The organism is Mesorhizobium sp. M1396, from assembly GCF_040317725.1.
Classification (GTDB): Bacteria; Pseudomonadota; Alphaproteobacteria; order Rhizobiales; family Rhizobiaceae; genus Mesorhizobium.
This window is the reverse complement of record NZ_JAMYLA010000026.1, coordinates 79,524-91,870: the sequence shown is the minus strand read 5'-3', so window position 1 is coordinate 91,870 and position 12,347 is coordinate 79,524. Positions and strand designations below refer to the sequence as shown.

Here is a 12,347-nt window from a genome sequence, read left to right as displayed (position 1 = left end):
CGACCACGGTCGTCCCGCACATGTAAGTCCGGCTTAGCGTGACCTGGCCGTCCTCCGGCCGATTCTCCCAGCTCGAAATGGCAACGGCCTGGGTCACCGCATCAATGGCCGATCCGCTCATGACCAGGTTCGCGGCGGTCTTCACGCCGGCGCGCATCGACAGCGAACTCGTTACGTAGGACCAGCCGTCCAGAATACCAAGCATCACAAGGCACAGGATGGGCAGCACCAGCGCGAACTCGACCGCCGCAACGCCCGCTTCATCGCCAAGGATCGGCGTCGATCGGCGTTCCACGAAGCTACTCTGCCAGTGCCACGGATTGCGCGGCTGGAATGTCGCGCATGCCGAGGCTCGAGCAATCCTGATTGATGGTCGCATTGCCGGACCATTGGATCTTATTGGCGACGACCTGAGTGCAGCCGCTGTTGCCCGAGAAGTTGCCAAGATAGTTCACTTGCTGCTTGGGGAAGTAGATGGCCCCGGTCAGCAGCGAGTCCGCAGTCCCGTTGAATGTGCTCTGCGCTGCGGTCCCCGTCCTGTCGCCGTAGAACAGAACGCCTGAATAGGTGTCCGAAGTCGGCGCGCTAAGCTGCACGGACGCATTGCCATTCATGCTGACGGTTGAACTGCCCGACATGAAGATGGTCACTCCGCTGCCGGTAATGGCCGCGTTGGCGTTTATCTTGAAGTTGCCCTGGACGACATAGACGCCGGGCGAAAGCGTGACATTGCCGTTGAGGTTCATGCCACCGCAGTAGGTCCCGGGCTGGATTGTCTGCGTCGTTTTGTTACCGTTAACATTCTTGCACGGGTTGCTGGCCGCAGGCGTTGGCAGGTCGGCAAATGGATCGGCGGCAGGCAGTGCCTGGGTGATCGGGGCCGCGCAGACGGTGGTAACGGGATTGCTGAGAGAGACGCCGCCCGCCGATATCAGGCAATCGACCTGGAGGTTCGCCGAGCCCTGAAGATTGATGGCGTCCGGGGCGTTCGAATTGGACATGATGACGCAGTGTGTGAACTTCACGCTGGTATTGCCGGAAAACTGTACAGCCTGCGGGGCGGTCGGATCGAGTGCGGTTAGGCAGGCCTTCGAGGCATCGGTGATGAGGGCCACCGCCCGCGCCTGTTCGGGAACCTGGCTCTGCGTGAAGATCAAGGTAAACATCCGGTCGAGGTTCTGGCGGACTATGACCTCGACTGCTTTCTTCGCCGTGTTCGGTCCCGACGCCGGCGGCGTGTTGATGACGATCGTGCCCGAGCCCAGCCCATTCGTAGCGGCCGACTGGGTCGCGGCTGCGACGATGCTCGGCTGGTCGGAACCTGAGATCTGTTCGAGCGCGCCGGCATAGGCGGCGGCATCGGCCATCGCCTGCAATCTCAGGCTGTTGTAGTACCAATACGAGGTCTCGACACCGAAGCCGGCGGAGCCGACAACGATCGGCAAGGTCAGGGCGAAGATCGTGGCAACATTTGCGCCGGTGCCCCGGCATATACCGTCCGCTATAAGTCGAATCCGGGTGAAGCAATTGAAGGCCATGACGTAGATTAGAAAGCACCCATATGTGAACGAATGGCTAAAAAGTTCAGTTCATTTTTGATCAGCGATCTATTGTGCTCCAAAAGAAGGGGTTCGGCGGCTGATCGACGGGGATTGAAGGCAGCAAGACGACCAAAAAGCCCGTTTCCACGATGTGAAGGGGGTGATTTCGGCACATCGGCCAACGTCTCAAAGAGCTGCACCCAGTCTCACTTAATCCGAGCCGACGACGTGATCACAACAGTCCGAGCCAGAAAATCGCGATGATCTTTGCGCCCAAACGGGGTGATTTCAAGCCGCTACAGCAGCGACTAAATTCCCATGCGATGCGATGCCATGAGCCGACTTCGTTGGCTCGACCGGATACAAAGGCGGAAATTGGTTCCGTAAAGAAAGATCTGTGTCGAAAGGTTCAACCACCGGTCGAAACGACAGATTATGATACCATCGCCGAGCGTTGTTCAGCCAAGATCGATGAACGGCCAGGGACGGCTCTTTATGAGCGCCCAACGACATTGGCGCTCCTGCCAACGCGGCTGGCGCAACATGCTCGTCTGGCAGGTGACCCGAACGGCTACTTGCCACCCCCGATCGGGACGTTGGCAACCATTGGCGAAAATTCGAGCCGATGGAGCGGGCCGGCTCGGTCGCGCCAGAGCGGACACGCGCCGGAGTCTTTCCTCCGCGGCAGCCGCCCAGACCCAGGAAAGGATTGGTACGGACTATCTGTCGCTCCAGTCTTGTGATGGCTAGCTCGAGGCGGTTGACCAGGGGTCCACTTCCGAGCGGCTCACGATCACGCTACCCGGCCTCAATTTCGCCCTGCATGCGCTGTCCCAAAGTTTCAATATCGACCTCAGCGGTCGTCGCAACTCCCCGGCTCTGGATTTCCGGCAGCATCGCAATGAGTTCGGCGGTCTGGTGTGACCAGTCGAAGCCGCCATTGTCTCGTTCATTTGGGATGGATACCCGTCCGTCGTCGACCGACTGGTCAGTCATAGTTCGCGGGCCAAGCAAGGCCGAGGTGCTTGCCCATACAGCGAGGATTCACACATACGCGAGCACACTGAAGCGGCCCGGCCGCGAGAAAAGGATATGAGGTTTGTTGCGGCGGGGGAAACGGCCCCTGTCGCACAAGACTCGCCGCAATGTGTTTTTCGGTCAACGTCCAGCTATGGCAGAGAAGGATAGCGGCCCCTGCCCCTAGTCTTCGGCAACATAGGTCCTGTCGATTTCCACCGCCTGGAATCGCACATCTCCCCTTCCCAAACGGTCCAGCTCAGCGCGAGCCAGCCATGGCGAACAACATTGGGCATGAGGCCGACCGCCATCAGCAGCCGCATCTCCAGGCGATATTTTTTGGAGATCGAGGCACGCGGCGAACTCGACCTGCCAGAACACATGCAGGCTCTTTTCCGCTCGACGATGTGAAAGGCATGATAGGACCGGGCGCGTAGACGGTCAGACCCTGAATGTCTGCTTCGCGCCTCCATCTCCTCATTGCGATAATAGCAGCCGCTTCCAAAAAGCAGACATCACAGGAACCGCGTCGTATCTTTCGCGCCTCAGAGCGGAGGTTCGCGTCGCCTCTCTTAGGCAAACAGAAACTGCTGTCTTGCGTGGGCCAATACCGCGTCGTCAGCTTCCGAGCGAGGAGACGGTGAACTGGTGGGCTCCGTTTGTCGGGCGACAATGCCTGGACAGCCAAGAGCACGATCATGCCCTTCAAAGCACGTGGACGGATGGCAGGTGCCTGGTGGACGGGGTTCTCTTCCTGTCCACCTATCCCTATCAGATTTTCCGACTGGCCAGCAGCGTTGTGAGCCAGTCCGGATCCATTTCCGGTACGGATGACAAGAGCCGTTCGGTGTAAGCCGGATGCGGCGGCGTAAGAACTTCACTCTTCAAACCCTGCTCAACGACTTTCCCCTGGTGCATGACGACAATTTCGTCGGCTATCGCCCGTACGGTGGCAATGTCGTGAGTGATGAAGAGGTAGCTCATGCCGAAGTCACTTTGCAGGCGCATGAGGAGCTTTAGGATTTCCTCCTGCACGATCTGGTCGAGCGCGGACGTAATTTCGTCGCAGATGATGAGATCCGGATCGGCCGCAAGCGCCCGGGCAATGCAAACGCGCTGTTTTTGGCCACCCGACAATTCGGCCGGCAGTCGGTCCAGGTAAGCTTCGCTCATCTCGACCATATGCATGAGTTCGCCGATCCGGCGATCCCGCTGCGCGCCGCTAAGGCCGAGGTAGAATTCAAGCGGTCGCGCTATGATGTCTTCGACCGTCTGGCGCGGATTTAGCGCGTTGTCGGGCGTTTGATAAATCATCTGTATGCGGCGCAGGACCTCCTTCGGGCGCATCTTCAAGCTCTTCGAAAGGGGCTGGCCGGCAAAAGAGATCGACCCCGAAAGCGATGGCAGGAGGCCGGTGATGACCCGAGCGAGGGTCGACTTCCCGGAGCCGGACTCGCCGACCACAGCCACCGTTCTTTCGCGTGGAACTTTGATGGAGACATCCTGGAGCACTTTGACGGTTCGGGCATAGGCCGCGGTAACGTGGTCTATCGTCAGAAGATACTCGTCGGCCGGAACTTCGGGCTTCGCGAGCTTGCGCACAGCCCAGAGCGTTTTGGTGTATTCCTGGGCAGGCGAAGCGAGCATCTGGCGTGTTTCAGCCTCCTCCACAGTGAGCCCGTGGCGCAGAACCATAATGCGGTCCGCCATTTGCGCCACCACCGCCAGGTCATGCGTCACGTAGATTGCGGCCGTATTGAATTCCTCCACGATGTTGCGAATGGAGGCAAGAACTTCGACCTGCGTCGTCACATCGAGCGCGGTCGTTGGCTCGTCGAACACTATGAGATCCGGCCGACAAGCCATAGCCATTGCGGTCATTGCTCTTTGCAACTGCCCGCCGGAGACCTGATGAGGATAGCGAAAGCCTATGGTCTCCGGGTCTGGGAGCTGAAGACGTCGATAAAGATCGACGGCGCTCCGGTTTGCCTCTTCCCGGCTGGCAATTCCATGCGCCACCGCAGTTTCGACGGTTTGTTCCAACAGCCGGTGGGCCGGGTTGAAAGAGGCCGCCGCGCTTTGCGCGACATAGGCGATGCGGGAGCCCCTGAGGCGACGGCGCCCTGTTTCACTGACTGCCAGAAGATCAATCCCGTCGAACAGGATCGAGCCTTGTGTGATCCGGCAGCCCGGCTTGGCATAACCCATTGCGGCAAGGCCAATGGTGGACTTGCCGGCGCCTGACTCGCCGATCAGGCCAAGAACCTCGCCCCGCTTTAGCGTCAGATCAATCCCACGGACGATGGGATGCCACCGCTCGTCCGAGAACCCCTCCACATGCAGATTGCGGATCTGCAGTAGATCCTTTCCTTTTTCGCGCGAGCCTGGACCGCTACTTTTCATCCCGCAATCCGCTTGTTGCGTGCAGGAACCAGTCCACAACGAAATTCACTGAGACCGTGAGAAGGGCGATCGCACCGGCCGGAAGCAGCGGCGTGACATCGCCGTAAGTGATCAGGGTTGCGTTCTCGCGCACCATTGACCCCCAATCGGCCGTCGGCGGCTGAATACCGACGCCGAGAAACGACAGCGCCGCGATGGTGAGGAATACGAAGCAAAATCGCAAGCCGAACTCTGCGACCAGCGGCGGCATTACATTGGGAAGGATTTCCTTGGCGATGATCCACCTCGCGCCTTCGCCGCGCAATCGCGCCACCTCCACATATTCCATCACGGCCACGTTAAGCCCGACGGCGCGAGAAAGCCGAAAGACACGGGTGGAATCAAGAAGGGCAATGATCACAATCAGGCTGGTGATCGACGAGCCGAAGATCGACAGCAGCACCAGCGCGAAGATCAGACTTGGGATCGACATCAACACGTCCACCGCACGCGACAATATCTGGTCGAGCCATCCCCTGTACAACGCGGCAAGAAGACCGAGCGAGACGCCAACCGCGAAGGACAGCAACGTGGTCGCGACTGCAATAGCGATGGTGTTGCGCGCACCGTAGATCAAGCGGGTGAGCATGTCGCGGCCGAGCTGATCGGTTCCCAATTTGAACTCCTGGCTCCACGGCGCGAAGGCTTCGCTGAAGACCTGAGTCTCGCCGTATGGCGCTATCCAGTGCGCGAGGACCGCAACAAAAACGTACCCGAAGATCACGACGATACCGAACCATGCGCTGAAGGGTGCCCTCTTCAGCGCCGTTTTCGCTCGGGTGGCACGCGAACGCCTCAGCCTTTGAATCGCCGCGATAGGTTCGAAGCTGGTCATCGTGGATGCAAGAGCCTGGGGTTGGTGGCGATGGAAATGATGTCAGCTATCAGGTTGAGCAGGATATAGGTCGCGGCGAAAATCAAGGCGCAGGCCTGGACGACCGGAACATCCCTGGATTTCACCGCATCAACCATCAACTGACCGATGCCGGGATAGACGAACACGACCTCGACCACGACCACTCCGACGATGAGATACGCCAGATTGAACGCCACCACGGTGACGATGGGAGCCCAGGCATTGGGCAGGGCATGCCTCAGCACGATCACCATCGGGGACATTCCCTTGAGGCGCGCCATATCGATGTAGGGGCTTGCCAGCATGTTGATGATGGCCGCTCGGGTCATGCGCATCATGTGGGCCACGATCACGAGCGTAAGGGTGATTGCCGGCAGGGCCACTTTCCAGACATGCTCCCAAAACGGCGTCTGGTCGTTCACATTCGACAGCGTCGGAAATTTGGGAACCGCGTTGAGTGCCCAGCTCAGTGAGACTGCGAGCCAATGCGGCATCGATTGAGCGAAATCGGATCCGATGAACGTGTCGCGCGAGATGACCAGGTAGGCCAGCATATAGGCGACGAAAAACTCCGGGAACGAGATGGTTGTCAGCGTCACAACATTCACCAGCCGGTCGAACCAGCCGTTGCGGTACAGCGCGGCGAGAATGCCAAGCCCCAGGGCCAGCGGGACTGCGATCAGCGCGGTCACCGCTGCAAGGAACATCGTATTGTATAGGCGTGGCGCGATGATCTCGGCCACGGTACGCCGGTATCCGGTGCGGCTCGCAAACGAGGAGCCGAAGTCACCGTGGAGCATCTGCGCGACCCAGACAAAATAGCGCTCGACAGGTGGACGATCGATGCCGATTTCTCGCTGGAACGCGGCGACCGTTTCGGATGTCGCCGATTGCCCGAGCGTGGCCTTGGCGAAGTCGCCGGGGAGCATCGCGATCGCAGAGAAGATAATGATGGACACGATGAACAAAGTGATCAGGCCGAGCCCAAGCCGCTGCAGAACCGTTCTTGCGACAGGGTTCATGGGCGTGCGTTTCCTTTTTGGGCGGCAGCTCTTGCAACAGCCAGGGAAGCCAACCGGAGCCTCACAGTCAACGCGGCTCCGGCCCGCCATCTCATGCAGTGGCGATCCACCAGCGTTCGGCCATTTTCAGTCCATCGTTCTCCCAATTGGGCGCCACTTCGCCGTGTGCGAGCTTTTTGGATTGAGCGCTGACGAAATTGTTGAAGACCAGCACGATGCTGCCGCCATCATCGTGGGTTAACTGCTGCATCTCCGCATACATCGCCGCTCGTTTGGCCTCGTCCGTCTCGGCCCGCGCCTGGACAAGCAATTCGTTGAAGTGGGGATTTTTCCAGAACGACTCATTCCAGCTGGAGTCGGCGGCGAAGGCTTGGGTGAACATCCAGTCGGCCGTCGCTCGACCGCTCCAATAGGAAGCGCACCAGGGTTTCTTGAGCCAGACATTGTCCCAGTAGGCGTCCTCGGCCTCACGCACGACATTGACGTCGATGCCACATTGGGCTGCCGTCTCGCGAATGAGCGAAGCCGCGTCCACCGCGCCTGCAAAAGCGGCATCGGCGACCGAGAGATCCACTTTCAGGTTCTCCATTCCGGCCTTTTTCAGGTAGTGCTTGGCTTTTTCCGGATCAAAGCTGTGCTGCGGTTGCGGATCCTTGGCGAACTTGATCGCTGGCGCGATCGGGTTGTCGTTGGCCACGGTGGCGTGGCCGAGAAAGATCTTGTCGACGATCTCCTGACGATTGATCGCCCATTTCAATGCCATTCGCACGTCCGGATTATCAAACGGCGCCATCGTGACATTCATCGGCAAGGTATAGTGACCGTAGCCAGTGACTTCGACGATTTCCACCTTGGGATTACGTTTCAGCATGCCGAGGGTCTTCAAGTCGGCGCGGCCGATATAGTCCACCTCCCCCGTAGACAGCGCCGCCATGCGAGCGGCAAGATCTGTAATGGCGATGAACTCCACCTCGTCGAGGTAGGGTTTGCCGTTCTTGAAGTAGTTCGGATTGCGCTTGAGTTTGGCCGAAACGCCGGGCTGGAAGTTCTCGAGTACGAAAGCGCCCGTGCGAACGCCTGAGGCCCAATCCGCCTTGCCGTCCTTGGCTGGCATGATGACCAGATGGTAGTCACTCATAATGTAAGGGAAATCGGCATTGCCGCTCTTGAGCGTGAAGATCACCGTTTCCGGGCCGTCCGCCTTGATCTCGGCGACGGACTCCAACAGCGACTTCGCCGCCGATTTGGTGTCCTTGCCCATGTGATATTGCAATGAGGTCACGACGTCATCCGCCGTCACAGTCTTGCCGTTGTGGAAGGTTGCGGCTTTGCGCAGCTTGAAGGCCCAGGTTTTGGCCCCATCCGAAGATTCGAAGCTCTCGGCGAGGTCCGGTTGGACATTGCCTTTGGCGTCGACCTCAGTGAGGCTGTTGGACAGCGAGCCGGAAAATGCTGTTTGTGTGAACGTATCGGGGTAGCCGGCCGGATCGATCGAATCCGTCGTCGCGCCGTGAGCCATGCCGAGCTTGGCGAAGCCGCCCTGCATCGGTTCGGCCCGCGCCGTGCTCACGAACAGCTTGTCGGCGGCGGCGACGGTCAGGCCCGCGGCCAGCCCGAGATGAATGAAGTCGCGGCGGGAAACATCGCCGCCACCGATCAGGCTTCGAGCGATACCAAGCTTGTATTCAGATTCTGACATTTGACTCTCCCATTGCGGAGTTCTCCGCGTTATTTCTCGTCAAAGCACCTGCGAACGAATCTGCTGGTTGGCTGCGGCCACCTTTCCTTCGAATTTTTCCAATCCCAATCGGTTTTGCGCCAATCAGGCCGTCACATAGACGCCGCCGGCCTCGACGGTGACTGGAAATGTGCGAGCGCGAACGGTCGGATCGACCAAGGCCTCACCTGACTTGATGTCAAATTCCCAGCCGTGCCAGGCGCATCGGACGATCTCGTTTTCGCGATGATAGATAAATTGCGCCTGTTCGACGGGCGCGGTCGTTCCACACTGCGGTCCCTCGCAAAGTGGAGCGCCGCGGTGCGGACAAACATTCAGTAGCGCGTGGAACGACTCTCCAATGCGGAAAACGCCAACCGAAAAGCTGCGGATCTTGGCGATAAAGGGAGACCCGGTTTCGATTTCGTCGACGCGGCAGATGTAGGTCTTTTCGGGCATCACATCGTTCCTCAGGCGGCATTCGCGGCTTGCGCACGCGGGATGCGTTTGTAGACCTCCAGCGCATTCAGTCCCATGATCTTGCTCTTCCAGGCAGGAGGGATCTGCAGCGTGTTTGCGTCGTCGTAATCCCAGTGGGGATAGTCCGACGCAAACATCAGCGTGTTTTCGCCGTCCATCGCCTCGAGCGTGGACCACAGATGCTGGATGTTTGCGGGCTGTTCCAGCGGCTGCGTGGAAAAGCGGATGTTGCGCCGGCAATATTCCGATGGCAGCATCTTCAGCCATGGCGTCTCCTTGCGCAGCGCTTTGTAGTCGGCGTCCAGGCGCCAGAGTACCGATGGGACCCAAGCGACGCCGCACTCGATAATCACGAAATAGAGGTCCGGCCATTTCTCGAAGACGCCATGCGCGATCATGCTTGCCACGTGCGACATTGCCGACATGTGGAGGATAGCGTGGGTCTCCCAGAAGAATGTCGTTGGGGCAGGAGCGATGGCAGTTGAATTCACTCCGCCATGGCCGCCCAGATGTATGGCGAAGGGCAACCCTACTTCAGCGCAGGCTTCGTAAATCGGGTGGTAGAACGGGTCGCCATACGGCTTTACGGATCCTTGGGAGGCGAGCACCTGGACCATGCGCGGGTGATTGCCAAGGCGACGTATCTCGGCGGCGGCGAGCTTTGGATCTTGTGGCGCGATGATGATCGAGCCCATGAAACGGTCGTCCTTCGGCAGCCACTGATCGATCTGGTAGTCATTGTAGGCGCTGACCAAGGCGCTGGCATAATAGGGGTTGGCGAGGGTTGACGCCTCGATCGGCTCGTCACCCGTCAGGATCGCCACGTCGATCTTGTACTTGTCGAGGTGCTTCTCTTTCATGATGAGATAGTTATCGGTTTCGGTTTTCGGACGGACGTCCTTGCGGGAGAAATCCTGCGGATGAAACCAGGGACGATGGCCGTGCGGGAAGGCCCCAACGGGACCTGTCTTCTCGCCTTCGACGAACATGTCCTTCCAGAGGCCGGAAAGGTAGGGCTGCAATACCGTGGCGCTTGACCAGTAATTATGACAATCGCAGTCGATTATAAACACTTTGTTCCGCTCCATAGCCTCGTCCCGGCGATGCTGCCGGGTCGCTGACTGGTGCAGCTTCCGCCTTGGGTTTCGTTTGATCAAGCTTATGAAACGTGCGAATATGATCGAGTTTTTCGATCGGGGGTTCAATGCAGCTTGATTACATCGAAACCTTTCTCGACATCGTCGAGTCAAGAAATTTCAATCGGACCGCGGATCGGTTGGGCTTGACCCAATCGACGATCAGCACTCGCATCAAGAACCTGGAGAGCGCAATTGGGTCCGAACTGTTCCAGCGTGGACGCGCCGGGGCAGAGCCGACTGCCGCGGGACGCCGGTTCGAAGCTTACGCCAGGTCTCTGCTGTCGACCTGGTCGCAAGCTCGCCACGACGTACGCGCGTTCAACCGTTTCGAAGGCACCTTGCGCGTTGCCGCCCAAGTGGGCATGACCCGCTCAGTCCTACCCGGGTGGGTCGAGACACTGTGCCAGGTACTTCCGAAGTCCTCGATTCATATCGAGTCGGATTACTCGAACCAGATGGTCAGCGACTTGAGCATGGGAAACCTGGACATCGCGGTGCTCTATGCCCCTCGCTACTTGCCCGAAATCGCCTACGAGCACCTGATGGTCGAAGAATATGTAATGGTTTCGACTGCGGCCAGAACGCTGTCGGATGTTGATCCTGACACCTACATCCGCCCAGGCTACACCGTTCTGCTGGAGAAAACGCACGCGGAGCTGCTGGCTCAATTGGCGATCTGTCGACTTTCGACCGGATCGGAAACGCTGGCGGAGATCATGCTCCGGCGAACGGGCGGCACTTGCTACATGCGTAGCGATGATGCGCGCCGGTTCACCGCCGAGCTTCCATCGTTCCTCGTCGAAGGAGCGCCGACGCTGCACCAGCCAGTTCACACGGCGATACTGGCACGTCGCAAACACGAACCGATCATTCGCAAAGGCATCCGAGCTCTCCATCTCGCGGTTATGTCGCTGGAAGTTTAATCGAAATTAGCGATCATAACGTTGGGTTAATACTGCTGTTTTATGGGCTAAGAACTGGCATGTTCGCTCGATCGCAAAGCCGAGCCGAACAATGAACGCATACGCTTCCGTCCAAGCCTCCGATATCGTGCCCACCTTGCGTCAGCGCCAATGGGCACAAAAGACGCGAGATGTTGTGCTCTGCCGTCGCGTAATCGACGAGACGCACGATGTGAAAACATTCGTTCTCACGTCTGCCGCGGATCGAATGTTCTGCTTCAGCGCCGGCCAGTATGTCCTCGTGCATCTCAGGATTAACGGTGCCGCGATCACGCGCTCCTACTCTGTATCATCACCGCCGACACGACCGCTTGATCTTCAGATCACGGTGAAACGAACGCCGGGCGGGCTCGCTTCCAACTGGCTCCATGACAATGTGAGGCCAGGCAGCGAGATCGAGATCGAAGGGCCGCTCGGTTCGTTTAATCTTGATGAGTTGCCGGCTCAGAAACCCGTTTTCCTTTCGGGCGGTAGCGGCGTGACTCCGGTCATGTCCATGCTGCGTGCACTTACCGATCGCGCGGATGACAGGGAGATCCGCTTCATTCACAGTGCGAGAACGCCAGGCGACATCGTCTTCCGATCGGAACTGGAAGCACTTGCCGCTCGCTTTCCCAACGTTCAAGTGACTTTGGTTTGCAGTCAGGGAGGTCCCGCTTGGACGGGTTCAACTGGCCGAATTGGTGGTCGGATGCTGCTGAGCCTGGTTCCCGATCTCCACAAGCGCACCGTTTTTGCCTGTGGGCCCGAAGGGTACATGAAGACGGCACGCACCTGCCTTGACGCAATTGGCTTCCCGCCGGCCCAGTACCACGAGGAGAGTTTCGGAGGCAGCAACGGTTCGCGTTCGGAAATGGGTTCAGCGGTTCCGTCTTCGGTCCGTTTCGCCCGCTCGGGCGTGGAGTATCAATGCACGCCCGGAGAGACCCTGCTGGAGGCGGCACGGAATTGTGGCATCTACATCCCGACCGCTTGCCAGCAGGGCGTTTGCGGAACGTGCCGAATAGCCAAACTATCCGGCGAAGTTGCGATGGACGACCTAGGCGGACTGAACGCTGAAGAGAAGTCGGCCGGCTATGTCCTGGCATGTTGCAGCCGCCCACAAGGAACGGTTTTGCTCGACGTTTAGGCGTTGTTGACCGTTGAAGATGTGGCCGTGCGCACGCATTTG

At 58.9% G+C, this 12,347-nt stretch carries 11 protein-coding genes; 2 read left to right on the top strand and 9 right to left on the bottom strand.

Annotation, left to right across the window (positions count from 1 at the left end; all coding sequences use genetic code 11):
* The 9 genes from NKH02_RS18475 to NKH02_RS18435 all read right to left on the bottom strand — a co-directional run.
* Positions 1 to 295: TadE/TadG family type IV pilus assembly protein (locus NKH02_RS18475; protein WP_352880534.1), on the bottom strand; the 295-nt coding region annotated here is incomplete at its 3' end.
* Positions 296 to 299: 4 nt separating this feature from the next.
* A complete protein-coding gene (locus tag NKH02_RS18470) occupies positions 300 to 1,538 on the bottom strand; it encodes a DUF7305 domain-containing protein (protein ID WP_352880533.1) in 1,239 nt (412 codons plus the stop codon).
* Positions 1,539 to 2,339: 801 nt separating this feature from the next.
* On the bottom strand, positions 2,340 to 2,537 hold the full coding sequence (locus tag NKH02_RS18465) for a hypothetical protein (protein ID WP_352870828.1): 198 nt from the start codon (positions 2,535 to 2,537) through the stop codon (positions 2,340 to 2,342).
* A 792-nt stretch (positions 2,538 to 3,329) separates the two neighbouring features.
* Entirely contained in the window at positions 3,330 to 4,961 is a 1,632-nt protein-coding gene (locus tag NKH02_RS18460) for an ABC transporter ATP-binding protein (RefSeq protein WP_352880532.1), read from the bottom strand.
* Positions 4,951 to 5,835 carry an ABC transporter permease gene (locus tag NKH02_RS18455; RefSeq protein WP_352870826.1) on the bottom strand — a complete coding sequence of 295 codons (885 nt, stop codon included), beginning with the start codon at positions 5,833 to 5,835 and terminating at the stop codon, positions 4,951 to 4,953. Before NKH02_RS18455 ends, NKH02_RS18460 begins: the two co-directional genes overlap by 11 nt.
* On the bottom strand, positions 5,832 to 6,878 hold the full coding sequence (locus tag NKH02_RS18450; RefSeq protein ID WP_352870825.1) for an ABC transporter permease: 1,047 nt from the start codon (positions 6,876 to 6,878) through the stop codon (positions 5,832 to 5,834). Before NKH02_RS18450 ends, NKH02_RS18455 begins: the two co-directional genes overlap by 4 nt.
* Positions 6,879 to 6,969: 91 nt before the next feature.
* On the bottom strand, positions 6,970 to 8,577 hold the full coding sequence (locus NKH02_RS18445; protein WP_352880530.1) for an ABC transporter substrate-binding protein: 1,608 nt from the start codon (positions 8,575 to 8,577) through the stop codon (positions 6,970 to 6,972).
* Positions 8,578 to 8,700: 123 nt separating this feature from the next.
* A complete protein-coding gene (locus tag NKH02_RS18440; RefSeq protein WP_352870823.1) occupies positions 8,701 to 9,054 on the bottom strand; it encodes a Rieske (2Fe-2S) protein in 354 nt (117 codons plus the stop codon).
* 11 nt (positions 9,055 to 9,065) lie between these two features.
* A complete protein-coding gene (locus NKH02_RS18435) occupies positions 9,066 to 10,148 on the bottom strand; it encodes an amidohydrolase family protein (protein WP_352870822.1) in 1,083 nt (360 codons plus the stop codon).
* Between the two features lie 131 nt (positions 10,149 to 10,279).
* Here NKH02_RS18435 and NKH02_RS18430 point away from each other — a divergent pair, with 131 nt between their 5' ends.
* Positions 10,280 to 11,137: a LysR family transcriptional regulator gene (locus tag NKH02_RS18430; protein ID WP_352870821.1), complete on the top strand. Its 858-nt coding sequence runs from the start codon at positions 10,280 to 10,282 to the stop codon at positions 11,135 to 11,137.
* Between the two features lie 91 nt (positions 11,138 to 11,228).
* Positions 11,229 to 12,305 (top strand): FAD-binding oxidoreductase, encoded by a 1,077-nt coding sequence (locus NKH02_RS18425; protein WP_352880529.1) that lies wholly within the window; start codon positions 11,229 to 11,231, stop codon positions 12,303 to 12,305.
* The last annotated feature ends 42 nt before the right edge of the window (positions 12,306 to 12,347 follow it).